Annotated in this window: 22 protein-coding genes and 1 riboswitch; of the genes, 3 read left to right on the plus strand and 19 right to left on the minus strand. The window is 68.8% G+C overall.

Annotation, left to right across the window (positions count from 1 at the left end):
• Nucleotides 1-36: 36 nt before the first annotated feature.
• The 4 genes from ACFVJ5_RS33970 to ACFVJ5_RS33985 all read right to left on the minus strand — a co-directional run bounded on the left by ACFVJ5_RS33970 (nt 37) and on the right by ACFVJ5_RS33985 (nt 5,612).
• Complete coding sequence (locus tag ACFVJ5_RS33970; RefSeq protein WP_379226572.1) at nt 37-1,056, minus strand: phytoene/squalene synthase family protein; 1,020 nt, start codon at nt 1,054-1,056, stop codon at nt 37-39.
• 32 nt (nt 1,057-1,088) lie between these two features.
• Nucleotides 1,089-2,750: an alpha-(1->6)-mannopyranosyltransferase A gene (locus ACFVJ5_RS33975; RefSeq protein WP_379226574.1), complete on the minus strand. Its 1,662-nt coding sequence runs from the start codon at nt 2,748-2,750 to the stop codon at nt 1,089-1,091.
• 101 nt (nt 2,751-2,851) lie between these two features.
• Entirely contained in the window at nt 2,852-4,444 is a 1,593-nt protein-coding gene (gene crtI / locus ACFVJ5_RS33980; protein ID WP_379226576.1) for a phytoene desaturase family protein, read from the minus strand.
• 13 nt (nt 4,445-4,457) lie between these two features.
• Nucleotides 4,458-5,612, minus strand: a complete 1,155-nt coding sequence (locus tag ACFVJ5_RS33985) for a polyprenyl synthetase family protein (RefSeq protein ID WP_379226745.1) — start codon at nt 5,610-5,612, stop codon at nt 4,458-4,460.
• A 250-nt stretch (nt 5,613-5,862) separates the two neighbouring features.
• Between ACFVJ5_RS33985 and ACFVJ5_RS33990 the strand changes: the two genes are divergently transcribed.
• Nucleotides 5,863-6,864 carry a methylenetetrahydrofolate reductase gene (locus ACFVJ5_RS33990; RefSeq protein WP_379226578.1) on the plus strand — a complete coding sequence of 334 codons (1,002 nt, stop codon included), beginning with the start codon at nt 5,863-5,865 and terminating at the stop codon, nt 6,862-6,864.
• Nucleotides 6,865-6,873: 9 nt separating this feature from the next.
• Here the strand turns inward: ACFVJ5_RS33990 and ACFVJ5_RS33995 are convergent, their stop codons facing one another.
• From ACFVJ5_RS33995 to ACFVJ5_RS34005, 3 genes are all read right to left on the minus strand, one after another.
• Complete coding sequence (locus ACFVJ5_RS33995) at nt 6,874-7,452, minus strand: DUF2867 domain-containing protein (protein WP_379226580.1); 579 nt, start codon at nt 7,450-7,452, stop codon at nt 6,874-6,876.
• Nucleotides 7,453-7,604: 152 nt separating this feature from the next.
• Entirely contained in the window at nt 7,605-8,534 is a 930-nt protein-coding gene (locus tag ACFVJ5_RS34000) for an MFS transporter (protein ID WP_379226582.1), read from the minus strand.
• A gap of 42 nt (nt 8,535-8,576) precedes the next feature.
• On the minus strand, nt 8,577-9,182 hold the full coding sequence (locus ACFVJ5_RS34005; protein ID WP_379226584.1) for an MFS transporter: 606 nt from the start codon (nt 9,180-9,182) through the stop codon (nt 8,577-8,579).
• Between the two features lie 83 nt (nt 9,183-9,265).
• Here ACFVJ5_RS34005 and ACFVJ5_RS34010 point away from each other — a divergent pair, with 83 nt between their 5' ends.
• On the plus strand, nt 9,266-9,748 hold the full coding sequence (locus ACFVJ5_RS34010; protein WP_379226586.1) for a MarR family winged helix-turn-helix transcriptional regulator: 483 nt from the start codon (nt 9,266-9,268) through the stop codon (nt 9,746-9,748).
• A gap of 41 nt (nt 9,749-9,789) precedes the next feature.
• Here ACFVJ5_RS34010 and ACFVJ5_RS34015 read toward each other — a convergent pair whose 3' ends face one another.
• The 12 genes from ACFVJ5_RS34015 to ACFVJ5_RS34070 form a co-directional block, all read right to left on the minus strand.
• The gene (locus ACFVJ5_RS34015) at nt 9,790-10,938 is read right to left on the minus strand and encodes an LLM class flavin-dependent oxidoreductase (protein ID WP_379226588.1); all 1,149 of its coding nucleotides are present in this window, start codon (nt 10,936-10,938) and stop codon (nt 9,790-9,792) included.
• A complete protein-coding gene (locus ACFVJ5_RS34020) occupies nt 10,935-11,744 on the minus strand; it encodes a DUF1684 domain-containing protein (protein WP_379226590.1) in 810 nt (269 codons plus the stop codon). The genes ACFVJ5_RS34015 and ACFVJ5_RS34020 overlap by 4 nt, the downstream gene beginning before the upstream one ends.
• Nucleotides 11,741-13,108, minus strand: a complete 1,368-nt coding sequence (locus ACFVJ5_RS34025; protein ID WP_379226592.1) for an NtaA/DmoA family FMN-dependent monooxygenase — start codon at nt 13,106-13,108, stop codon at nt 11,741-11,743. Before ACFVJ5_RS34025 ends, ACFVJ5_RS34020 begins: the two co-directional genes overlap by 4 nt.
• Nucleotides 13,105-14,241: an LLM class flavin-dependent oxidoreductase gene (locus ACFVJ5_RS34030; protein WP_379226594.1), complete on the minus strand. Its 1,137-nt coding sequence runs from the start codon at nt 14,239-14,241 to the stop codon at nt 13,105-13,107. Before ACFVJ5_RS34030 ends, ACFVJ5_RS34025 begins: the two co-directional genes overlap by 4 nt.
• On the minus strand, nt 14,238-15,905 hold the full coding sequence (locus ACFVJ5_RS34035) for a dipeptide ABC transporter ATP-binding protein (protein ID WP_379226596.1): 1,668 nt from the start codon (nt 15,903-15,905) through the stop codon (nt 14,238-14,240). Before ACFVJ5_RS34035 ends, ACFVJ5_RS34030 begins: the two co-directional genes overlap by 4 nt.
• On the minus strand, nt 15,902-16,729 hold the full coding sequence (locus ACFVJ5_RS34040) for an ABC transporter permease (protein ID WP_379226747.1): 828 nt from the start codon (nt 16,727-16,729) through the stop codon (nt 15,902-15,904). The genes ACFVJ5_RS34035 and ACFVJ5_RS34040 overlap by 4 nt, the downstream gene beginning before the upstream one ends.
• Nucleotides 16,730-16,796: 67 nt before the next feature.
• Nucleotides 16,797-17,846, minus strand: coding sequence for an ABC transporter permease (locus tag ACFVJ5_RS34045; protein ID WP_379226598.1), 1,050 nt, complete (start codon nt 17,844-17,846; stop codon nt 16,797-16,799).
• Between the two features lie 2 nt (nt 17,847-17,848).
• On the minus strand, nt 17,849-19,468 hold the full coding sequence (locus ACFVJ5_RS34050) for an ABC transporter substrate-binding protein (protein ID WP_379226600.1): 1,620 nt from the start codon (nt 19,466-19,468) through the stop codon (nt 17,849-17,851).
• A complete protein-coding gene (locus ACFVJ5_RS34055) occupies nt 19,465-20,535 on the minus strand; it encodes an LLM class flavin-dependent oxidoreductase (RefSeq protein WP_379226602.1) in 1,071 nt (356 codons plus the stop codon). The genes ACFVJ5_RS34050 and ACFVJ5_RS34055 overlap by 4 nt, the downstream gene beginning before the upstream one ends.
• Nucleotides 20,532-21,491: an ABC transporter substrate-binding protein gene (locus ACFVJ5_RS34060; protein WP_379226604.1), complete on the minus strand. Its 960-nt coding sequence runs from the start codon at nt 21,489-21,491 to the stop codon at nt 20,532-20,534. The genes ACFVJ5_RS34055 and ACFVJ5_RS34060 overlap by 4 nt, the downstream gene beginning before the upstream one ends.
• Before the next feature lie 32 nt (nt 21,492-21,523).
• Entirely contained in the window at nt 21,524-22,285 is a 762-nt protein-coding gene (locus ACFVJ5_RS34065; protein ID WP_379226606.1) for an amino acid ABC transporter ATP-binding protein, read from the minus strand.
• Nucleotides 22,282-23,292, minus strand: a complete 1,011-nt coding sequence (locus tag ACFVJ5_RS34070) for an amino acid ABC transporter permease (RefSeq protein WP_379226608.1) — start codon at nt 23,290-23,292, stop codon at nt 22,282-22,284. The genes ACFVJ5_RS34065 and ACFVJ5_RS34070 overlap by 4 nt, the downstream gene beginning before the upstream one ends.
• 110 nt (nt 23,293-23,402) lie before the next feature.
• Nucleotides 23,403-23,496: riboswitch (SAM riboswitch) on the minus strand.
• Between the two features lie 285 nt (nt 23,497-23,781).
• Between ACFVJ5_RS34070 and ACFVJ5_RS34075 the strand changes: the two genes are divergently transcribed.
• Nucleotides 23,782-24,495 (plus strand): hypothetical protein, encoded by a 714-nt coding sequence (locus tag ACFVJ5_RS34075; protein ID WP_379226749.1) that lies wholly within the window; start codon nt 23,782-23,784, stop codon nt 24,493-24,495.
• The last annotated feature ends 150 nt before the right edge of the window (nt 24,496-24,645 follow it).

Consider the following 24,645-nt stretch of genomic DNA (forward strand, 5'->3'; position numbering starts at 1 on the left):
GCTCGAGCTGCGGCCGTCGCGAGCGAACCGCAGTGACTACCGGTGGCCGCCGGGGGTCGTGAAACCCTTGGCGGCGACCAGGATTCGGCGACGGCGAGGGACCGTGGCCCGGGTGGTGAAGACCTGGTAGTCGGCCGCTTCGATGCGGTCGAGGATTTCGGCGTAGAGGATGGCGGCGGTGGTGATCGCCGGGCGCACGCGGGGGGCGAGCAGGGCGATGCCGGGGACGGCTTGCCGGTAGATATCGCGGTTGACGGCGATCAGGTGGGCCAGCGCGCGCCGCAGCGGCGCGTCGGTGTGGCCCCGATGGTGGCAGGCGCGCAGGTGGGCTTCGTCCACGCCGAATGCCGTCAGCTCGTCGGCGGGCAGGTAGACCCGGTCGCGGTCGAGGTCTTCGGCGACATCGCGCAGGAAATTGGTGAGCTGGAAGGCCTCGCCGAGGGCCGCGGCGGCCGGTTCGGCCTCGGTGACGGAGACGACGGTGCCGAGGACCGGCAGCAGCTGCAGGCCGATGGCCGCGGCGGACCCGCGCATGTACTCGCGGAGCTCGCTCATCGTGGCGTAGCGGGTGCGGTGGGTGGCCGTACCGGGGACGTCCATGCGCATGGCGTCGAGGAATGTCCAGAGGTGGGTGTGCGCGATGTCGTAGCGGGTGATGGTGTCCGCGGCCGCGGTGATGATCTGGTGGCGGCGCGGGTCGGTGGTGTCGAGGTCGCCGTGTTCGAGGGCGAGGCGTAGTTGTTTCTCGACGAGGTCGAGGTGCTGGGCGGGGGAGGTTTCGGTGAGCCGCGCAGGCGCGCGTCGACCAGCGATGCGGCTGTGCTGGGCGCCGTCGCGGGGGTCGAGGACGCGGGCGGGGTTGTCGGCGTGGTCGACGATGTCGTCGACCATCCGGGCGAACGCGTACAGCGCGTGTACCGCTCGCCGACGTTCCGGTGAGAGCAGTGTGGTGGCCAGGTAGTAGGTGCGCCCGTGCTCGGCGGCGATCCGCCGGCAACTCGCGTAGGCCGCGTCCAGATCGCCGGTCAGCGATCGGGCGTCTCCGGGCACGTTCACGGTGTCGCGTCGAAGCCTCCGCGCGCGACGGCTCATGCTCGAACTGGCGGCGCCGATTCCGTGGCAACGGCCTTCGAACCGGCCGAACGCAGATGCAGCGGATCGACGGTGCGCAGCGACACCGCCGCGACCACGGCGGCGAAGGTCGCCAGCGCGACATGCCAGAAGTTGTAGAGGCCGATCGACCCGTCGGGCTGGAACACCAGCATCAGCCACGTGCAGATCCCGACCAGCCACATCAACGTGCGGGTCGACATCGCGAACCCGGCGGCCAGCGCGAGCGGCCACGAGTAGTACCAGGGCAGCGCGGCGGGGGAGAGCAGCACGATCGCGACGAACGCGATGATGATGCCCATCACGGCCTCCCGCTCACTGTGCCGGAACCGCCACCAGGTCGCGACGAGCAACGCGACCATGGCGATCTGGCACAGCAGGCGGGTCACATCCAGCACGGAGTTGAAATCGAGCGGGGTCACCCAGGTGACCATGTGCGCGAGAATCGTCGGCAGCGACAGCCAGTTGATGATCTTGTTCGAACCCTGCAACGCGGTGACCCAGCCGAAGCCGACCCCGGCGATCACCGACGCCGCGCCGAACACCAGCGCGAACACGCCGACACCGATACCGGCGATCTTGGCGAAGACGAACAGCGGGTGCGGCATATCCGCGGACGGTCTGGCAGCGTCGGGGTGTTTCTGTTCTTCGGCGAGTGCGGCGTCGGAATCCACCGCGGCCCGGCGCTCGGCGGCTCGCCGTTCCTTCTCGTGCAGAATCCAGATCCACACCAGGAACGGCAGTGCCACGCCTGCCGTCGCCTTGATCGCGACGCCGATGGCGACCACCACGATGCCCGCCACATGATGGCGTTCGAGCACGAGCGCGACGCCGGCGCACATCAGCCCGACCATCAGCATCTCGTTGTGCACGCCACCGATCAGGTGCACCAGCACCAGCGGGTTGAGCACGGCCAGCCACAGCGCGACCGTCGGCTTGCCGCCCAGATGCTTGGTCAGATACGGCACCGCCCACATCATCAGCGCCAGTCCGGGCAGCATGACGACGCGCAGCGCGATGGTCCCGGCGATGACATTGTCGCCGGTGAGCGAAGTGATCGCACGGCCCATCAACAAGAACACGGGGCCGTAGGGCGCGGTGGTGGTGGTCCAGACCGGGCTCACGTTGTCCAGCAGCACACCGGGATTGGCGACGGGACCCACCTGATAGGGGTCGAAACCGTCCCGCAACAGGGCGCCCTGGGCGAGGTAGGAGTAGGAGTCGCGGCTGAACATCGGCGCCGCGAACAGCAGGGGCGTGATCCAGATTCCGACGATCGCCCGCAACTCGTTGAGCGTGACCGTCGAGCCGCCCTTGCCGAGGGTGGTGCGGCCGAGCCGCACCCACGCCGTGATCATCAGCAGCACGCCGATCCAGATCACGATCGTCGACAGCACGTATCCGTGGCCGAACCGCAGCCAGGACAGGTGCAGCGCTTCGAGCAGCGGATCACGCTTGCGAACAGCCCCCGCGCCGAAGCCACCGAAGGTGATCATCATGGCGCCGAAGAAACCCATCAGGGCCGCATGGCCTTCGGGGCTCCTGGCGAACTCGCCTGCGGTGCGCAGCCAGGTCCGGACGCCCGGGTCGCTCCCGGCGGGTAGGTGACGCTGGCGCTCGAGTGTGCGCGTGTTGTCCATGGTGCCTACGGTCGTCTCGGAGGGCGGCATGTTCGGTCGGTCCCCCCGGATGGTCGGCGGTCGCAACCGCGAGCTGATAAGTCGGCCGTCAGTTTACGGCTTCAAGTTGGAACACTAACCCGGTGGTCGGTACCGGCGTGTGCCCGGCTGCCGGTGATTCGTGCCGCCGCCAGCTTGCCGGACAGCAGTGTGGTGGGCACACCCACCCCCGGAGTGGTGCCGCAACCTGCGAGAACGACGTTGTCCACACCCCTTGGCAGATTGCGTGGCCGGAAGGGCCCGGTTTGCCGGAATACGTGGGCGAGGGAGAACGGTGTGCCCGCGATCATGCCCTGGGCGGCCCAGGTGCCGGGTGTGTCGAGGTGGTCGACGCGGAAATGTTCGGTGATTCCGGTGTAGCCGCGTTGCTCCAATACTCCGAGCACCTCGCGCAGGTAGGCCGGGGCGAGTCGGTCCCAGTCGAGCGGGGCGGCGGTCAGGTTGGGACACGGCGCGAGCACCGACAGCGGTTCGAAGCGCCCGGTCGCCCGGTCGATGAACTGGTCGGCGTCGGTGAGGGCGGGCCGCGTGAGCAGCAGCGACGGATCGCTCATGAGCCGCCCGCGACCTTTGCGCGCGGCGATCTCGGCGAAGGTCTGTGCCCAGGCGGCGCCGAACTCGATGGTGTGATGGGCCTGCACGGGCCAGCGCGCGGCGACCTCGGCGGGAACGGTGCCGTGGGCGACGACGGCGGAGGGCGAGGCGCGCAGGCCGCGACGGTGGCGCAGGCCGAATGTCGGCAGCGAGCCGATGTCGGCGGTGAGGACCACCGCGTCGCAGGGATAGGTGCGCCCGTCGCGAGTGCGCACCGCTTCGGCGCTTCGGCCACGGGTCGGACCCGTCTGCCTCTGCCCGTTCGGTGTCCGGGCGGGGCGATAGTCGATGCCGTCGACCTCGGCATTCAGGACGAGCTGACCACCCGCGGCCGTGAACCCCTCGGCGAGCGCCGCCGTGATCGCGCGCATCCCGCCTTCGGGGAAGTAGACGCCGAGGCAGGTGTCCATATTCGGGATCGCGCCGTAGACCGCGAGTGCGTCATCCGGTGACATGCCCGCGTACAGCGCCTGGAAGGTGAACAGCCTGGTCAGTCGTTCGTCGCGCAGGTAGGACCGTACGCGGGGCCCGAGTTTGCCGAAGCCGCCGAGCTTGGCCAGCGCGATCAGCGCTGCCCTGGAGCGCGGCGTGCGCACCATGTCGAGGGGCGAATCGAAATCGGCGTTCATGAACTCGTCGAACTCGGCGTCGTAGACGCGGCCGAGCCAGTCGCGCAGCCGGCGGTAGTTGCGCGCTTCGGCGGGCCCGCAAGCACTTTCGACCTCGGCGGCCATCTGGTCGGCGTCGTCGTACACGCGGATGTCGCTGCCGTCGGCGAAGCGTGCGTGATAGGCGGGAGCGAGGCGGTGGATGCGCAGGCCGACGCTGTCCCTGGTGTGCCCGACGGCGGCCAGCGCGTCGTCGATCACCGCCGGCAAGGTGAGTACCGTTGCGCCGCTGTCGATCTCGTAGTCGTCGAACCGGTATCTACCCACCCGGCCGCCCGGATGATCGGCCCGTTCCAGCACCGTCACCTCGTGACCCGCGCCCCGCAGGTGCAGCGCGGCCGCGAGACCGGCCAGCCCGGCTCCGACTACGACGACATGATTCCCTTGTCCCACAACATTTTTCCTATCAGGCTGCGCGGCGAGTGGCAGCCAGTGCCATGGCGTGGAGCAACTGCTTGGCCTGCGGCGTCGCGGAACTGGTCGCGATCGCGGCGAGCCCGGTGTCGGTGAGCTCGGTGATCCGGCGCTCCACCTCGTCGACCGCGCCCAGGTCGGTGAGTACTGTGCGCAGCCGGTCGACGGCGGCATCGTCGAGATCGGTGCCGAGGCCGGTCCGGATCAGCGCGGCGGAGGCCGGATCGGCCCGGCGCAGCGCCTCGGCGATCAACACGGTCCGCTTGCCTTCCCGCAGGTCGTCGCCCGACGGTTTCCCGGTCACCGCCGGGTCGCCGAAGACGCCGAGCAGGTCGTCACGCAGCTGGAACGCGATCCCCACGTCGGTTCCGTACACCCGCAGCGCGTCCACCAGTGCCTCGTCGGCACCCGCCAGCGCCGCACCCAGATGCAACGGCCGTTCGATCGTGTACGCGGCGGTTTTGTACCGGTTGATCCGCAACGCGGCCTCGACCGACTCGTCGCCGCCTGCCTCGCCGTTGATGTCGAGGAGTTGCCCACCGAGCACCTCGGTCCGCATCCGGGCCCACACCGGCGCGAACCGGGCCAGTGCTTGCGGGCTCAAACCGGCCTCGTGCACCAGATCGTCCGCCCAGGCCAGCGCCAGATCGCCGATCAGAATCGCGACCGCCGAGCCGTAAGCCGCGCCGTCGCCGGGCCAGCCCGCCGCGGCGTGCCGATCCTCGAACTCGATGTGCACGGTCGGGAACCCGCGCCGAGTGCGCGAGGAGTCGATGATGTCGTCGTGCACGAGCGCGCACGCCTGCACCAATTCCAATGCCGAACAGGCGGTGAGTACCGCGGCGGCATCCGGGCCCGCGGGATCGCCACCGGCGCCCAGCCAGCCGGTCCACGCGAATCCCGGTCTCGTCCGCTTGCCGCCACGAACCACGAACTGTCCGAGCGCTTCGACGGCGTCGAGGAAGACGGGCCCCAGCGGCTCGACGATCTCACGCCGGGTGGCGAAGAAGCTGGTCAGCACCTGTTCGACAGCGGCGACGAAGGCCGGCGTGCCCGGGGTAAGTGCGACGAGATCGACCGAGGTCAGAGCGTCGGCGGCGGACCGGGATAGCGGGGTACCGATTCCGGCGGACAGGGCGGCCTCCAGGGGCGAAGTGGGCGAACAGCGGGACCGGTTGGGCACTCGGTGGTGCGGTCACCAGCGTTGTCTCGAACGATACGCGGGCGGACCGGGCGCGCTCTCGGCGCACAGGGCCGCTGCGACGCAGCCCACATCCGGGTTTCGGCGGTGCTGCCGTCTACGGGCACGTCCATCGGCCTTGACGCATTGTTCGGTGTTCGGCGCCCGGTTTCCCAGTCGGTGCCGGGGCGTCATCGCCTCCCACTAGACTGAGCCGGTGGATTTCGACAATGGACGGGGAAGTTCGACCCCAGATCGACCCGCCCAGCGGCCGTCGATCGTCTCGAACACCCCCTCGGTGGTGCAGAGTCTGCGCACCCATTCGGGCAACGGCGTGCCGTTCTCCGTGGAGTTCAACCCTCCGCGCGACGAAGCGGGCGAGGCTCGGCTGTGGCGCGCGGTCCGCGAGTTCGAACGCATGCATCCCGCCTTCGTGTCGATGACCTACGGCGCGGGCGGTTCCACCCGCGACCGCACCGTGCGCATCACCGGTGCGCTCGCGCAGGAAACCACCCTGCTCCCGGTCGCCCACCTCACCGCGGTCGGGCACAGCATCGCCGAACTGCGCTCCCTGATCGGCTCCTACGCCGACTCCGGCATCTGCAATGTCCTGGTCCTGCGCGGTGACCCGCCCGGTGACCCGCTGGGCGAATGGGCCAAGCACCCCGGCGGTGTCGAATACGCCGAGGAACTGGTGCGCATCGTGCGCGATCTCGGCGACTTCCACGTCGGCGTCGCCTCGTTCCCCCAGGGTCATCACCGCTCGCCCGACCTCGACCACGACACCCACCACCTGGCGGCGAAACTCCGTGCGGGAGCGGAGTATTCGATCACCCAGATGTTCTTCGACGTCGAGCACTACCTGCGTCTGCGCGACCGCGTGATCGCCATGGACCCCATCGAGGGCGCCAAGCCGATCATCCCCGAGCTGATGCCCATCACCTCGCTGCGCACGGTCGCCCGCGCCGAGGAACTCAGCGGCCGCCCCGTCCCCGCCGACGTCGTAGCCCGCCTCACCCGCGCGGCAGGCACCGGCCCGGAGGAAGACCGCGCCGCCGTCCGAGTCGAAGGCATCCAGATCGCCACCGAAATGGCCCAGCGCCTCACCGAAGAAGGCGCCCCGTGCCTGCACTTCATCACCTTGAACTTCGCCAAAGCCACCAGCGAAGTCCTCACCAACCTCGGCTACGGCGTATCCGCCGCCCCCCTCAGCGCCTAGGAACAGCGCTTACCGCGTGACGGCCAGGTCGTTCCAGGTGCGTTCCCAGCTGCGGGTCATCGCCGGGTAGACGATGCCGTAGCGGAAGGGCTTGATCAAGGCCATGTAGAAGCGGCCGAACCAGCCGTTGGGCTTCACCAGGACGGCCATTTGTAGGTGGTAGCCGGTGTTGTCGGGGACCCAGCCCAGGTGCATGATGCCGTGCATCGTGCCGTTGGCGATTTCGGCGGCGTATTCGTTGTCCAGGACGTAGAGGGCAGTGAGGGGGCTGTCGTCGGCGGGGACGTCGGTGTCGCGCAGGTCGGCGGGGAGGCGGTCGCGGAGGGAGGCGACCCGGGTGCCGGTGCCTGCGTCTTCGCGGTCCCAGCCGAACAGTTCGCCCAGCTTCCAGCGGATCTTGAACAGCAGGCCGCTGATGCCGGTGGACTCGGAGGCGCGTTCGGCCTGGAGGGCGGCGAGTAGGGCGGGGAAGTCGTCGGGGCCCGCGCCGGGGGTGCGGAACTGCCAGATGTCCTCGACATCGAAGTCGGGGGCGATCTCGTGGATGCGCCAGGGCTGGCCGGTGTGGGCCGATTCGGGTAGTCGCATAGTGGGAACCTCCATGTGTACGGCGGCGTATAAGTCGAGAGTACCGCTGATATACGCCTACGTATAGAAAGGGGGAATGTGATTGATGCGGGCTTGACGACCGGGCGAGCGTGGGGGCCGCGGAACGAGTCCGGGCCCCCGGTGAACTGGCGCTACTCGTGTCGTTCGGGTTTGACGAATGCCGTAGTGGCCAAGGCGAGCACCAGCAGGCCGGCGCACAGGTAGCTCGCCACCTCGATGCCCGCGGCCATGGCCGCGCGCGCCGCTTCCGCGATGGGCAGTGTGTCCGGGTTTTCGGCGAACGCTGTGATCGCCGAACCGGCGCTGCCGGTGACCGTCGACTCCAGTTGCCGCACTTCGGGTTCGGGCAGGCCCGCGTCGGTCAGGCGGTCGCGCAGGCCGGTGCCGACGGTGCTGAAGTAGATGGTGGTGAGGACGGCGATGCCCAATGCCGAGCCGAGTTCCCGTGCCGCGCTTTGCATTCCCGAGCCCTGTCCCGCGCTCTCGCCCGGCACGTCGGCGAGCACGATATTGGTGACCTGGGCGGTAGCGAAGCCGACGCCGATGCCGTAGACGAACAGCGCGAGCGCGATCGACCACCAGCTGCTGTCCGCCGCGGCGAACAAGCCGAGCAGCGCCAGTCCGGCCGCTTCCAGCAGCAAGCCGATCCTGACCTGGCCCAAGGCCGAGACCGAGGCCGTCAGCGAGAAACTCGCGCCGCTGGCGACGAAACTGCCGATCGCGAGCGGCATCAGGGCGAGCCCGGCCTGAAATGCGGTGTAGTCGAGGGCGAATTGCATCCACAGCGGCAGGACCGCGATGATGCCGAACTCGCCGACGCCGACGATCAGTGTCACCACATTGCCCCTGCGGAACGAATCGATCGAGAACAGCCGCACGTCGACCAGCGGTTCCCCGTCGGTGCGTCCGAGTAGTGCCTGTCTGCGCCAGAAGAGCCCGAGGACGAGTGCGGCGCCGACGAACGCGACGAGAACCGGTGAAGGCCCACTGCGCCAAGCGAACCCACGGAGGCTCAGTGGCTCGGTGACGACCAGCCATCCGTAGTGCCGGCCCTCGATCATGGCGAAGGCGAGCAGGCCGAGGCCGAGTGCGGACTGGGCCGCTCAGAGCCAATCGATGCGACCGGCGTTCTTCGGTGCGGCGGGGAGGTAGATCAGCACGGCCACCATGATCAGCGCGACCGCGGGGATGTTGATGCCGAAAGCCCACCGCCAGGAGAAGTCGGCGAGCCGGCCGCCGAGCAGCGGGCCGAGCGCCGCGGCCGCGCCGATCGTGGATCCCCAGATCGCGAAGGCCTGTCCGCGAGCCTTTCCGGTGAACGCCGCGTTCACCAGGGCCAGCGAGGTCGGCAGGATCATCGCCCCGCCGACGCCCTGCAGGAAGCGGGCAGCGATGAGCAGGCCGCCACTGGGCGCGAGCGCGGCGAGCAGGCTGGTGGCGCCGAAGACGACCAACCCGATCAGGAACAGCCTGCGCGCGCCGTAGAGGTCGCTGAGCCGACCGGCGACCAGCAGGAGCGCGGCGAAAACGATCGCGTACGACTCCTGGATCCATTGCGCCTGAATCGAGGTGATCGCCAGGTCCTCGACGATCGGCGCGAGAATCACGTTCACGATCGTCAGGTCGACCACGATCAACGCCACGCCGAGTGAGACGGCGATCAATCCCAACCACAAGCGCAGCGGTGGGGTCTCTGTTTCTGTCCGCACTATACCTCCGTCATAAAGTTACTTTATGATGAAGGTAAATGGCGGGCGGTAAGTTGTCAATCGGCGGTCGACGAGAGGACGAGATGGTGGAGCAGACATCCGGCGATGTCGCGATGCGGCGGCAGCGGCTCGCCGCGGGGCTCATCGACTACGGCGCGAGCTTCACCGAACTGGGCCGTCGATTCGCGGAAACGCTCGGCGTGCACTCCACCGATGCCTTCGCGCTGATGGAGATCGCAGCCGCCGAACACGCCGGAGAACCGCTGTCTCCCGCGCTGCTGAGCAAGCGGATCACCCTGACCTCGGGGGCGATGACCACCTTGCTCAACCGGCTGGAGCAGGCGGGATACATCACCCGCAGCCGCGAGCACGCCGATCGCCGGGTCGTGACGTTGCGGTGCAGCGCGAACGCTCGACAGCTGGCCGACGAGTTCTTCCACCCGATCAACGCCGAGCAGGACGCGATCCTCGCCGAATACGAGCCTGCCCAGCTCGCGCAGTTCGAGCGGTTGCTCGAGCGGTTGCGGACGGCGATGGACCCCGGACAGCCGAAGGGCGCCCCGTAGTCGAGTCGACGTTGCGGGGCGCCCAAGGGGTGGTTGGCCGGTCACGCCGCGCGGGCGGCTCGCAATCCCCACGCGTCGGCCAGCAGGCGGTGTGACTCGAGCCGGTCGGCGTGGTCGTGGGTGATGGTGGTGATGAGCAATTCGTCGGCGCCGGTGACCCTTTGGAGGGCCTCGAGTCGCTCGACCACGGTGGTGGGCGAGCCGACGATCTGGGAGGCCAGCCGGTCGTCGACGAGGCGGTGTTGATCGGGGGTGAGGGGCGAAGCTGTTGCGGGATCGAGGTACTCGGCCGCGCCGCCACTGCGGATGCTGTGGACCCAGTGCCCATAGGTGCTCGCGAGGTGGCGGGCGGTGTCGTCGTCGGCCGCGGCTACGACGTCCGCCGAGACGATCACGTGCGGTTCGGCCAGCTGCTCCGAGGGTCGGAACGCCGCCCGATACGCCTCGACCGCGTCCAGCGCGGACCCCGGCGCGACGTGGTAAGCCGCCGCGAACGGCAACCCCGACTTGCCTGCCAGCTCGGCGCTTTCGCCCGCCGAACTGCCGAACAACCACAGCTCGGTGTCGATGCCCTCGCCGGGAACGGCGTGCAGCTCGACACCGCTCGCGGTGAAGTAGCGGCCGTCCAGGAGCGCTTGAACCTCGGCCACCTGGTCGGCGAAGTCCAACGACTCCGCGCCGGGCTGCTGCAGCGCCTCGGCCGAGGCGAGGAACTTCGTGCGGTCGGTGACCCGGCGTGGATCGAAGGGTGGCGGCACCACCACACCGTCACGCACCTCGGTCCGCCCGGTGACCGTGTCCAGTACCGGGTGCCCGCCCTTGGTGGTCGTGGCCGCGGCGCCGAACTGGCTGCGCCGATGCCCTGACCGGCCCAGACCCAGATCGAGTCGACCCGGATACAGCGCGTCGACGGTGCCGAACGCCTCCACGATCGAGGCCGAGGTGTGATGGCCCACCTGCACCGCACCTGTCCCCACCCGGATACGCGAGGTCGCCGCGGCGACCAACCCGAGCAGCGTCAGCGACGACGAACTCGCCACCGATACGAAATGGTGTTCGGCCAGCCAGTATCGGCGATAGCCCCACTGCTCGGCCTGCCGGGCGAGGTCGACGGTATTGCGCAATGCCTGTGCGGCACTGGCGCCTTCGCTGATCGGTGACAGATCGAGAATCGACAGTGGAACGCTCATAGCTTCGGATCCTGTTCTCCCGCTTCGATCGCCACGCGCAGCCGGTTCTCGCGGGGGGCGACGGGGCAGGTGGCGAAGTCGGTGAACGCGCACGGTAGGTTCACCGCCCGGTTGAAGTCGAGGGTGACGGTGCCGTCGGCCTCGACCGCGCCGACGGCGAGCGAGCGGGCGGCCGGGTAGGTGGTGACACCGCTGGTGGCGTCGGTGAACAGCACCTTCAGGTCGTCGGAGGTGCCGAAGGCGAGCAGCGCCTCGTGGCTGTCGCCGATGCGGAACTCGATGATTCCCGCGGCGCTGTGGTGGTGCTCGAGCCCGTCGACCACGGCGCCGGTGGTGACGGTGCGTGCTTCCCCGAACGCGGTGAAACGCCCGGTCACGACCCAGCGCGGGTCGGCCGGATAGGCCGCGACCCCGGTGAACGCGGTCAGTGTCGGCGCGGCCGGATCGTGCACGCGCACCGCGTACTGCCCGGAGCGCCGGATCACCTCGAGGACCCTCTCCTCGTTGAGCACGCTCACCCCCGGCGCGCCCTCCACGGGCGTCACGATCTGCACGCCGCCGATCCGCTCGCCGTCCACATCGAGCCGGTCGGCGGGCTGGGCGGTGATGAACACCTTCTCGTCGGTAACCCACCAGGTGCCGGGGACGCCGTCCAGGCGCGCCGGGCTGTCGGTGAGCCAGTGCAACCCCGCCAGGCTGAGCCAGCCGAGGGGATCGCGCAGGCCGTCCTCGCGGGCGTGATGCCAGCGCGACCAGTCGTCGGCGAATGTCGTGGTGGGGGTCGGGTTCTCGACGGTGATCGTCATGACGCGCGTGCTCCTTCGGCGACGGTGTGGTGGTGGGGGTGACGCAGACCGAGATGGTCGCGCAAGGTAGTGCCGGTGTATTCGGTGCGGAAGCTGCCGCGTTCCTGCAGTTCGGGGACCACGGTGTCGACGAATTCGTCGAGCCCGGCGGGTGTCAGGTGCGGGACGAGGATGAAACCGTCGGACGCGTCGGACTGCACGTACCGGTCGATCTGCTCGGCGACCTGGGCGGGTGTGCCGATGAACTGCTGGCGGGCGGTGACCTCGATGATGAGTTCGCGGATGCTGAGGTCGCCCGCCTCGGCCTGTTCGCGCCACGCCTTCGCCACGGCCAGTGGATCTTTCGTGTGCCGGACCCGGCCGCGGGTGATCTCGGCGGCGGCATCGGGCTCGACATCGGGCAGCGGGCCGTCGGGGTCGTAGCCGGAAAGGTCACGGCCCCAGACCTGCTCGAGGAAGGCGATCGCGGTCTGCGGGCTCACCTGCTGGTAGCGGATGTCGCGGGCCCGTTCGTGCGCCTCGTCGGTGGTGTCGCCGAGGACGAACGTGGCCGCGGGCAGCACCAGCAGGTCACCGTGTGCGCGACCGTATTTCGCCAGCCTGCCCTTGACGTCGGCGTAGAACTTCTGGCCCGCCTCCAGGGTGCCGTGCCCGGTGAAGATCGCGTCGGCGGTCTTCGCGCCGAACTCGCGGCCCTCGTCGGAATCGCCCGCCTGCAACAGCACCGGATGCCCCTGCGGACTCGGCGGAACGACGAATGGCGCCGCGAAGTCGAATTGTGAACTGCGGAAGGCGGTGTCGGGAATGTCGCGGGCGAAGATCCCGCGCTCGCGATCGATCACCAGCGAGTCGGTGGGCCAGCTGTCCCACAGTGCCCTGGTGGCGGCGACCACCTGTTCCGCCCGCCGATACCGCTCGCCGTGGTCGAGGTAGCCGCCGCGCCGGAAGTTCTCGCCGGTGAACGCGTCCGAGGAGGTGACCACGTTCCACGCGGCCCGACCGCCGGAGAGGTGATCGAGCGAGGCGAACTGCTTGGCGACCTCGAAGGGTTCGTTGTAGGTGCTGTTGATGGTGCCCGCCAGCCCGAGCCGCTCGGTCACCGCCGCCACCGCGTTGAGCACGGTGAAGGTGTCCGGCCTGCCGACCACATCCAGGTCGTGGATCTGCCCGCGATGTTCGCGCAGCCGCAACCCCTCGGCCAGGAAGAAGAAGTCGAACAGGCCCCGTTCGGCGGTGCGCGCCAGATGCTCGAAGGACTCGAAGTCGACCTGCGATTTCGAGGCCGGATCGGCCCAGACGGTGGTGTTGTTGACGCCGGGGAAGTGCGCGGCGAGGTGGATTTGCTTGCGTGGTTTCGAGGTCACCGCGCTGCTCCTGTCGTGGCGTATCGGCTGAGTGGGCGGGGAAGACCGAGGCGCTCACGCAGGGTCACCGCGGTGGTGGTGGGCGCGACAACGGTCCGGTGGGTGGTGAGTTCGGCCAGCGAGGCGTGCAGGGCCAGCGGTCGCAGGACCACCCCGTCGACGGCGTCGGCCCGCGTGACCTCCGCGAGAAGATCGTCGAGCGCGGCGGCGGTACCGACGTGGTGGAACCGATCGGGACCGAGCGGCGGGTGCTCCGCCGCCCAGCGATCGAGCTCGCGCACCTCGGAGAGCGCCGCCTCCGCCGAATCTGCCAGGTGGACAGGAAGATCCAGCAGGATCTGCACGCTGTCGGGATCGCGGCCCTCGGTGACGATCGCCGCGCGTAAGGCCAGGCGGTGCGCGGCGGCGGTCGCGAGATCGGGGGCGCTGATACGGATGATGTCGGCCCGGCGAACGGCTACCTCGGTCGACTCAGGGGTGTCGGCGCGGACCGTGATGATGGGTTGGCCCTGAGGCGAGCGCGGGGTGATCGACGGGCCCTTGACCGAGAAGTTGTCGCCGGCGAAGTCGATGTAGTGCAGCCGGGCACGGTCGATGAACCGGCCGCTGGGTACGTCGCGGATCTCGGCGCCGTCCTCCCAGCTGTCCCACAGCCGGGTCACCACCTCGATCGCTTCGTCGGCCTCGTGCCACAGCGACGTCGGATCCTGAACCTCTTTGCGCCCGAATGCCTTCGCCTCGACGTCGGTGGCGGACACGGTCACCTCCCACCCCGCACGGCCCAGGCTCGTGAAGTCGAGCGCGGTCACGGCCTTGGACGCGTGGAACGGTTCGGTGTGGGTGACCGGTACCTGCGGGATCAAGCCGATCCGGCTGGTCAGCGGGGCGGTGCGGGCGGCGATCGCGACGGCGTCGAGCCTGCCGCGGGTCACGGCGGCGCCACCGGACTGGATGCCGAACGAGTCGGGCAGGAAGACGGCGTCGAACCCGAGCTCCTCGGCCGAGGAGATCACGGCGGTCCAGTAGCCGGCGGTGAACAGGTCTTCGGCGCCGGAATCGGTGCGTCGCCAGGACGCGGGATGCGTTCCGGTGCCTACCGTTTCGATGCCGAGGAACAGTCTGGGCTGGCTCATCGGGTGAGGTCCTTTCCGTCGAGGGGATCGATCCGGGCGCCCGGCGCGGGAATCGCCGCGAGCAGCTCCCTCGTGTACGGGTGTTGTGGATCGGTGAACAGAGTTGCGGTAGGCCCGGTTTCGACGACGCGACCGTGGCGCATCACCGCGACCCGGTCGCTGATCCGGCGCACCACGGCCAGGTCGTGGGAGATGAACAGGTAGCCGAGGGCGAGTTCGTGCTGCAGGGTGTCGAGCAGGTCGAGGATCTGCGCCTGCACCGAGGCGTCGAGCGCGGAGACCGGTTCGTCGAGCACCAGCAGGTCGGGGTGCAGGGCCAGCGCGCGGGCGATCGCCACACGCTGTCGCTGTCCGCCCGACAGTTCCGCGGGCCTGCGTTTCGTGAAGTCCGCCGGTAGCGCGACCTGTTCGAGTAGCTCGGCGACGCGTTTCGTCCGGTCGCCGATCCCGTAGGCGCGCAGGGGTTCGGCGATGATGTCGGCGACTTCCCAGCGTGGATCCAGCGAGGAGTACGGGTTCTGGTACACCACCTGGAACCGTCGACGCAGCGTGCGCAGGCGGTTTCGGCGGGCGCTGGTGAGGTCGTGGCCGTCGAAGGTGACCGTTCCGCTGTCGGCGTCGGTGAGTCGCAGTGCGATGCGCGCCGTCGTCGACTTGCCCGAACCGGATTCGCCGACCAGCGCGAGCGTTTCCCCGCGATCGAGACTGAACCGCACATCGTCGACGGCGGTGATGGAGCCCGCTCCCGCGTGGAAGCGCTTGTGCAGGGCGTGAACCGACAGCAACGGTGTTTCCGCTCGGGGTCGTAGGGGCCGGAATTCGGTGGGCGACAGCGCCGGGGACGCGGCGAGCAGGCGCTGCGTGTACGGCTGTGCCGGGTGGTTGAGAACCTGTGCGGTAGTGCCGGATTCGACGACCTCGCCCTGCTCGAGCACCACCAGTCGATCGGCCCGCTCCGCGGCAACGGCCAGGTCGTGGGTGATCAGCAGGACGGCGGTCCCGCGGGCCGCGATCCGCTCGGCCAGCCGATCCAGCACCTGTCGCGCCACCGTCGCGTCGAGCGCACTCGTCGGCTCGTCCGCGATGATCAGCTCCGGCCCGCACGCCAGCGCGATCGCGATCAGCACTCGCTGGCGCTGCCCGCCGGACAGCTCGTGCGGATACTGCCGCGCCCGCACCTCCGGCCGATCCAGCCCGACCTCTTCCAGCAGGTCGAGGGCCTGTAGCGCCGCCCCGCGCCGGTCGGCCAGCCGATGCACCAGCAGCGCCTCGGCCACCTGATCACCCACCCGCAGCACCGGATTGAGCGACAGGCCCGGATCCTGCGGCACGAATCCCACCCGCGCCCCGCGCAGTCGCCGCAGCGCCTTCTCGTCGCCCGGATCGACCCGCTCACCGGCGAACTCGACCGTGCCCGCCACGATCCCCGCCGAGTCCCCGAGCAGCCCGATCACCGCGTGCGCCAACGTCGATTTGCCCGACCCCGACTCGCCGACGAGGGCGACGACCTCGCCTCGCGCCACCTCGATCGATACCCCGCGCAGTGCGGACACCGACCCCGCGCCGGTCCGATACTCGATGTGCAGATCTTCCACCTGGAGCAACGGCTGGTCCGCCGCGGCCGAACTCCGCGTCGGGCGCGTTCCGTTCGTCGTGTCGCTCATCGTGTTTCGGTCCTTCCCACGAATCGACCCAGCCGCTGGGCCGACAACACCACGGCGATGATGACCAGGCCGGGCAGTGTTGTCAGCCACCAGGCGGAGGCGAGGAAGTTGCGGCCCTCCGAGATCAGCGAACCCCATTCGGGGGTGGGCGGTTTGGTGCCGTAGCCGAGAAAGCTGAGCGAGGACACGGCCAGCACCGCCATGCCGAATTCGACCGCGGCCAAGGCCAGCACCGGCTGGAACGCATTGGGCAGCACGTGCCGAACCAGCACCGCGTACCAGCGCACGCCGGACGCGTGCGCGGCCTCGACATACGGCGCGTGCCGCACCCGCAGCACCTCCGAGCGCATCACCCTGGCGAAGTTCGCGATCAGCGAGACACCGACGGCGACAGCCACATTGCGGGTGCCGAAGCCGAGCGCGGTGACCAGGGCCAGCGCGAGCAACAGCGACGGGATGGACAGCAGCACGTCGACGACCCGCATGATCGCGGTGTCGACGATGCCGCCCGCGGCGCCGGACAGCAGCCCGAGTACCGACCCGACCACCAACGCGATCCCGACCGCGGTGAGCGTGGCGGTGAGCGAGAGCCCCGCACCGTGCACCATCCGCGTGTACAGGTCGCGCCCGAGATTGTCGGTGCCGAACCAGTGCGCCGCGCTGGGTGCCCGGAACTTCTCCGCGGGCACTCCGATCAGTGGATCGCCGGAGGCGAACACCGAGGGCGCCACCGCCCAGCCGACCGCGACGGCCAGCACCACCCCCGACACCACCAGGCCCAGGTGTGCGCGGGCCCATCGGGCCGTTCGGGTTGCTCGGTGCACGCGCGCGACGCCATGATCGGTCACCGGCTCGGGCCGTGCGGTCGGCGCCGGTCGGCGCACGAGGATGTCAACCACGTTCACTCCTTTCGGTGTCGGTGTTCGAGCCGTCCGATTCGCTGGACTTCCCAGCGACGGACCCGGCTTCGGCGGGGGTGGTGACAACCGGCACGGCACGACTGCGCCGCGTCCCGGTGATGCGCGGATCGAGCAGCGGATAGAGCAGGTCGACCGCCAGATTCACGCCGACGAAGATCAGCGCCGAGAGCAACACCACGCCCTGGACCACGGGGATGTCCTGATTGAGCACGGAGGTCTGGGTGAGCCGGCCGACGCCCGCGCGGGCGAACACCGACTCCACCACCACCGACCCGGCCAGCATCGTGCCGACCAGCACCCCCGCGATGGTGAACGCGGGCACGCTGGCCAACCGGGCGATATGGCGGCGCTGCACCCACCAGCGGGACGCGCCCTTGGCCAGCGCCACATCGGTGAACGGCTGACGCCACGTCTGTTCCAGCCCGGCCGCGAGAACCTGGGCGAGCACCGCCCCGATCGGCAGAGCCAGCGTCAGCGCGGGCAGTAGCGTCCCGCGCAGCCCGGTCCCACCGAAGGCGGGGAACCAGTGCAGCCGGAAGGAGAACAGCTGCAACAGGAGCAGGCCGGTCCAGAATGTCGGCACCGAAACACCCAGCGGCGGGAGCGCACTCAGGGCGTTGCGCAGCCAAGGCCGTTGCGTATAGGTGGCGGCGAACGCGAGGATCGTCCCGCCGATGATCGCGAAGAGCAGTGCGAGAGCGGCCAGTCCGAGAGTGGGCGGGACAGCGTCACCGATGGCTTCGGTCACCGGCTGGCCGGTATTGATGGAGCGGCCCAGATCGCCGCTGACGGCGTTGCCGAGCGCGGTCAGGTACTGCTCCCACAGCGGCTTGTCCAACCCGTACCGGGCCTGCATCTCCGCTACGGCCGCCTTGTCGACCGGGGTGCCGAGCCCGGCGCCGTCGGCCGCCATCGAGACCGGATCCGAGGGCAGCGCGTACAGCACGAGGAAGGAGATCGTGAACGCCGCCCACAGCACCCAGATCGCCTGCAGTACGCGCGAACCCACGTATCGGCCCATGATCAGTGCCCGCTCAGCCAGGTGTCGAAGAACTGCAGTCGGGCCGAGGCCTCGAACTTCACGTCCTGGGTGTGCCCGGCCACGCCGATCGCCTGCGACAGTTCGATCGTCGGCAGGTACAGGCCGTTGTCGAGCACCAGCTTCTGCACGGTCGCGAGCAGTTCCGCGCGTGCCGCCGGGTCGTTGGTGGCCAGCTGCTTGTCCAGCGCCTCGTCCAGGGCCGGGATCGGGCCGCGCACACTGAGATTGCGACCGGTCAGCGAGAACGAGGTCCGCAGGATGTCACCATCGGCGCGGGTGGAGTTGCCGTAGAAGGAGTCGTAGTCCTTGGTGTTCATCTTCGCGGTGCTCTCCGGCCCGGAGACCAGGTCGAGCTTCAGATCCACCCCGATCTGGCGCAGCTGCTGCTGGGTCAGTTCCAGAATCGCCTGGTTGCCCGCGAACACCTGGCTGAAGGTCACCGAGAAGCTCAGGCGCTCACCGTTCTTGGTACGGATGCCGTCGGCGCCGGGCAGCCAGCCCGCCTGGTCGAGGGCGGCCTTGGCCTTGGCGGGGTCGTAGGCGAGCCGGGCCGACTGATCCAGGTAGGCCGGGGTGGCCGAGGCCAGGCTGCCGGTCGCGTACTTGAACTGCGGGCCGAGCACGGTGTCGACGAGCTGCTTGCGGTCCAGCGCGGGCAGCAGCGCCTGACGGACGGCCTGGTCACGCAGCGGACCACGAGTCACGTTGAGCTGGAAGCCGAACGGGGTTCCCGGGTTGGACGTGGACAGCACCTGCCCGCCGGCGGCCTCGATCTGCGGTGCGTCCTGCGGCAGCGCGTCACTGATGGCGTCGAGCTGACCCGAGGCCAGGCTGCCGGTCCGCACACCCGATTCCGGGACCACGGTGAACTCGATCTTGTCCAGATACGCCTCGCCCTGGTGCCCGAAAACGGCCGAGCCCCAGTTGTAGCCGACCCGCTTGGCCAGCGTGGCCGAGGAGTCCTGCTTCCAGCTGGTGTAGGTGAACGGTCCGCTGCCGATGTTGTCGCCCGCGCACCGCGCCTCGGCGGGCTTGGCGTTGGTGGACTGGGCGAGGATGCCCAGCTGAGGGGTCGAGGTGGCCTGCAGGAACTGGGCGTTCGGCTGGCTGAATTCGACACGGGCGGTGAGCTTGTCGACTGCGGTGGTGCCGACATAGTTGGTGAGATAGCTGACGCCGAGCGCGGCCTTCGCCCCGCCGAGCTTGACCGTCGCGTCGAAGGTATCGCGCACCGAGTCCGCGGTCAGCGCAGTGCCGTCGCTGAAGGTGACACCGTCGGCGAGCTTGAAGGTGAACACTTTCGCGTCCGGGCTGACCTCCCAGCTCTTGGCCAACCAGGGTGTGATCGCGCCGGTCTTCGGGTCCTGATCGGTGAGCGAGTCGACGATCTGGCGGGCGACGTAGATGGTCTGATTACTGGCCGACTGAGCCGGATCCGAGCAGGTCGGGGCCTGCGAGAGGCCGTAGCGCAAGGTGCCGCCGGGCTGCGGCGGTCCGGCCTGACCACCCGAGCCGCCGGTGTCGCTGCCACAGGCGACCACCGTGGTGACGGCGGCCAGTGCGCCGACGGCGGCGGCGATGCGATGACGAGGACGGATCACGAGATAACTCCAGAGAATTGGCGGCCAGCGGCCAGGGGACGACTCGGAATGCGGCGGCGCAGCTCGGGCGCCACCTCGGCCTGGAACAGTTCGAGACTGCCCAGGTACTCGGATTCGGTGCGGCCGTCACGTTCGGCGGACAGGTGGATCACCTCGTGCCCGAACTGTTCGTGATAGCGGCCGACCTTGTCGATCACCTGCTCCGGGCTGCCGACCAGCGCCGACGAGCGGGTGACGAAGTCTTCGACGGTCTCGAACACGACCGGATTGCCGACCTTGCGCTGCAGCGAGGTCCGCGCCTCGAACAGCGGACGGAACACCTCGACGGCCTCCTGGGAGGTCCGCGCGACATGGAAGCCCGCGGTGCCCGCGCCGACCAGCGCGTCGGCCGGGTCGTGACCGTAGTGCGCCCAGCGCTCGCGATAGTGGCGGATCAGCGCGGCGTACGGCTCGATCGGATTGGTGACATTCGCCGAGAACACCGGATCACCGTGGCGCGCGGCCAGTTCCACCGACTCCTTGCTCGTCGCACTCCCGTGCCAGATCCGCACCCGCGGCTGCAACGGTCGGGGCAACGCCTTGGCCGCGGCGAGTGAGGGCCGGAACTGTCCCGACCACGTCACTTCCTCGCTGTCCCACAGCGCCCGGAACAGTTCGTACCCTTCCCGATTGCGCTCCCACTGATCCTCGGTGGTGACGTGGTAGAGCTGCGCCTGCGCCGCGCCGTTGCCCTTGCCGATGATCAGCTCGAGCCGGCCCTCGGACAGGTTGTCGAGGGTGGAATAGTCCTCGAACGCGCGCACCGGATCGAGCAGGCTCAAGGTGGTGACCGCGGTGAACAGGCTGATCCGCGAGGTGAGGGCCGCGATATGGCTCAACACCACCGGGGGAGCGGCCGACAGGAACGGATCCTCGTGCCGCTCACCGACAGCGAACCCGTCGTAGCCGAATTCCTCGGCGCGCCTGGCCTGTTCGACCACCTCGTGCAGGCGATCACGTGTCGTCGGGACCACGCCGGTGACCGGATCGGGTACCCGGGTGATCAGCGTCATCAGCAGGAATTTCATGCGGCGGGCTTCTTCGGCAGACCGGGCGGGTTGATCCGCGACTCGGTGACCTTCTCCGAATCCAGGCCCCAGCGGTCGAGGACCTTCTGGTAGCTGCCGTCGGCGATCGCGTGCTGCAACGCCTTGTGGATAGGGCCGATCAGGCCGTTGTCCTTCTTGGTGAGCGCCGCGATCTCGCCCTGCAACTGCTCACCCGCGCCGGAGAAGGTGGCGATGATCTTGCCGTCGCTGGTGGCGGAGTGGTACACGGCTGCGGGGTTCGGGCCGATGTAGCCGTCGATGCGCTTGGAGGCCAGCGCAAGGTAGTAGTCGGTGCTCTGCTGGTAGTAGGCGATGTCGACCGGGGGTAGACCCTCGGCGACGTTCTTCTCGTTCCAGCTCACCAGCAGCTGTTCCTGATTGGTGCCCGCGCCGATCCCGATCCGCTTGCCCGCCAGGCTCTTGCGGTCGGTGTAGGTCAGCGGGCTGTCCTTCGGGACCTCGAGGGCGACGGTGTCGGTGCGGTAGGTGGCGAAGTCGTACTTCTCCTTGCGCTCCTCGGTGACGGTCACATTCGAGATGAACGCGTCCACCTCACCGGAATCCACCCGCACGAAGTTCTGCGACCAGTCCGCCACCTGGATATCGAGCTTCAGGCCCAGGATGTCGGCCACCAGGGTGGCGAAGTCGACCTCGGAGCCGATGACGGTCCGGTCGTCGGTGGCGTAGAACCGCAGCGGCGGCACGGAACCGGCGGGACCGGTCACCACCAGCGTGCCGCGGTCGCGGATGGCCTGGGGCACCTCGGCGGCGATCGCGTCGACCTTGGCGGCGCGCACCCTGCCCTCCTGGGCGGGGGACAGGTCGTAGGTGATCGCACCGGCCTGCACGGTGTCGGCGGCCTCGGGCTCGGCGGTGCAGCCTGCCGTCAACAGCGTGGCCGCCGCGACGATGCCGATCAGGGTGGAGAGCTTCATCAGTGTCGAAACCTGTTCGTGGGAAGGGATGTTCAGCGGACGCGGGACAGGAACGCCTGCGTGCGCGGGTGTTCGGGGTGGTCGAGGACGCTGGCGGCCTCGCCCTGTTCGACGATCACGCCCTCGTCGAGGAACACGACCGTGTCGGCGACCTCGCGGGCGAAACCGATCTCGTGGGTGACGATCACCAGCGCGGTGCCGCTGTGCGCGAGATCGCGGATCACCGCGAGGACCTCGCCGACCAGCTCCGGGTCGAGTGCGGAGGTGGGTTCGTCGAACAGGATCAGCCGTGGTTTCAAGGCCAGGGCCCGCGCGATGGCCACGCGCTGCTGCTGACCACCGGACAGACGCCGTGGATAGGCGTCGACGAAATCGGCCAGTCCTACCCGTTCCAGGAGCTGTTTCGCCTCGGCGACCACCTCGCCGCGCGGGCGCCGCTGCGCCGAGGCCGGGGCGAGCACCACATTGTCGAGCACCGTGAGATGTGGGAACAGATTGAACTGCTGGAACACGAAGCCGATGCGGCTGCGCTGGGCGCGCACCGCGTGGTCGGGCAGCGAACGCAAGATGTTGCCGCGTTGCCGGTAACCGATCAGCTCACCGTCGATGTGCACGGTGCCCGCGTCCTGCGCTTCCAGATGGTTGAGCACCCGCAGCAGCGTGGACTTGCCGGAGCCGGAGGGCCCGATCACCGCGACCACCTCACCGGCGCGTACCGCCAGATCCACGCCACGCAGTACCTCGGTGCCGCTGTAGGACTTGCGGATTCCGCGCGCCAATACCGCTGCGGTCATCGGGTTGCTCCTCGGGGTGCGGCCGCACCGGCGGCGATCTCGGTGACCTTGGCGCGGACCCGCTGCCACGGTGTCGGCGGCAGCTCACGCTGCGCGCCCTTGGCGTAGTGCCGTTCGATGTAGTACTGCAGGATCGACAGCGCCGTGGTGAGCACGATGTACCAGACGGTCGCCACCATCAGCAGCGGAACCACCCGGCCGTTGCGGCCGAAGATCACCTGTACCTGGTAGAACAGTTCGGCGATCGCCATCACCGACACGATCGAGGTGCCCTTGAACAGGCTGATCACCTCATTGGCCGCGTTCGGCAGAATCGAGCGCATCGCCTGCGGCAACACGATCGTGCGGAACTGGCGCCAGCGCGGAATCCCCAGCGCCGCGGCCGCTTCCAGCTGACCGTCGTCGACGGCGAGCAGGCCCGCCCGGATCAGCTCGGCCGAATACGCCGCCTGATGCAGGGCCAGCCCGATCACCGCCGCGGTGAAACCGCTGATCACGCCGTTGACATCGAACTCGTAGAAGCCGGGTCCGAACGGAATGCCCACGGACAGGCGGGGATACAGGTAGGCGATGTTGAACCAGAACAGCAGCTGCACGATCAGCGGGATCGAACGGAAAGCCCAGATATAGGTCCAGGCGATCACCCGCAGCACGGGATTGTTCGACACCCGCCCGATCGCCAGCAGGGTGCCGAACACGAAACCGAGGGCAGTGCCCCACAGAGTGAGCTCGATGGTCACCCGGAGCGCGGCCAGCACCGACTTCGCGGTGAAGTACTGGGCGAAAGTGCCCCAATCCCAACCCGGATTGGTGATCAGGCCGTGCGCGAACTGGGCCACCAGCAGCAGTGCGATCGCCGCGACGACCCAGCGCCACGGGTGCCACGACCCGGCGATCCGGGGAAGGTCGTCGACAGGCGCCTTGTCGGCGGATTCCGGATCGGCGGGGAGAGCGTCGCCAGGCGGTGTGGGCGCGGTCTCGGCGCCGGATACGGCAGACGCGGTCATGGGAATCCTTCGGAAAACAGTGGAACGAGGCACAGTGACCTCCACCCGGCCAGCAACGGGTTCGCGATCTGGCGGCGCTCAGGCCGGACAGGTAGACAGCACGAAAATCTCCTCCATCGAACCCGGCAGAAGCACCCACACCCCGAAACGGGCGGGTTGCTGCGACGTCATCGAGCCAGGTCTCTCGGTCGCTCTGGATGGTTGCGCCCCGGTTTTGTGGCCCGAGCTGAATCAGCATGTGGCACATGTGCGCTACCCACAACGGTAGAAATCAGCGTGAGCACAGAGGTTGGAACCGGACGCGAGCACCGGCACAATTGCCCCGGTTCGGCGTGGTGGGGGACCCGCGGACCGGGGGTGAACTGCGATCGGTGGGTTCGCTGAGAGATTGCGACGCGCCGAACGGGCGGTTACTTCACCTGGCCGGAATCCTGCATCGCAGGCGGTAGCGTCGGGGTTCTCTGCGTCGATGAGGAGTACGTCGTGATCATGCCGCGTCGTTCCACCGCACTGACCGCGCTGACGGGTTGCGCCGCTGCGTTGCTGTTGGCCGTGCCGTCGGCCGTCGCCGAACCGGCCGTGCCGGTGGCGCCCGCTGTCACTCGGGACGCACCCCAGGTCACGCCTGCCGCGGAGGCGGGGGATCTTCTCGGTGCCTATCAGAGCGTTGTCGACACGTTGAAGGCTATGGGGATCCAGCCGTTCCTCTACCCGACGGTGGCGGCGAACTGTAGCGGTGACGGAGCGGGGCTTGTTCCGGCTGTCGCGGGGGCTGTGCCGGGGCCTTGGCCGGCGAATACGCTGCCGATTCCTGGGCTCGATTTGTCCGCGGTGAAATCCGGGCAGACTTTGTTCACGTTCCTGCCCTACGGGCTTGCGGCCGATACGGCGGCTACGAAGACGTCCGGGATGCAGGTGGCGTGGCTCAATGTGAGTACCGGGCGTGGGGGGATGGCCTCGATGGGGCCGATTGCTGACATTGTGCGGGCGATGGTGCCTGCTGAGGTTCCTGGTGAGTTGCGGCCTCTTGCTGAGGCGGCTATTCGGGACTTTTTGTTTGCTGCTATTCCTGTTGGTGGGGTGCGTGCTGTGCCTGTGGATACGGGGCGGGGGACTGTGTTGGCTGCTGTTTTCGGTACTGCTGACAACGGGGGGCGGTCGTGTTTCTTCTTTCCGACGATCGGCATTACTGAGGTGGCTTGAGTGTGGGGGTTGGTGGCTGGGTGACCTGGGTTCGGTAGTCCCAGGACGGTTTGACGCTGTGTTTATTGGCGCGCTGGCGCGCGCGTGTCCGCGGCCCTGAGGGGCCGCCCGTCATCGAAAACATCGATTTGCAAAATAACCAGAGCAAAC

This window comes from Nocardia sp. NPDC127606 (assembly GCF_042671725.1).
In the GTDB taxonomy this organism is placed as follows: Bacteria; Actinomycetota; Actinomycetes; order Mycobacteriales; family Mycobacteriaceae; genus Nocardia.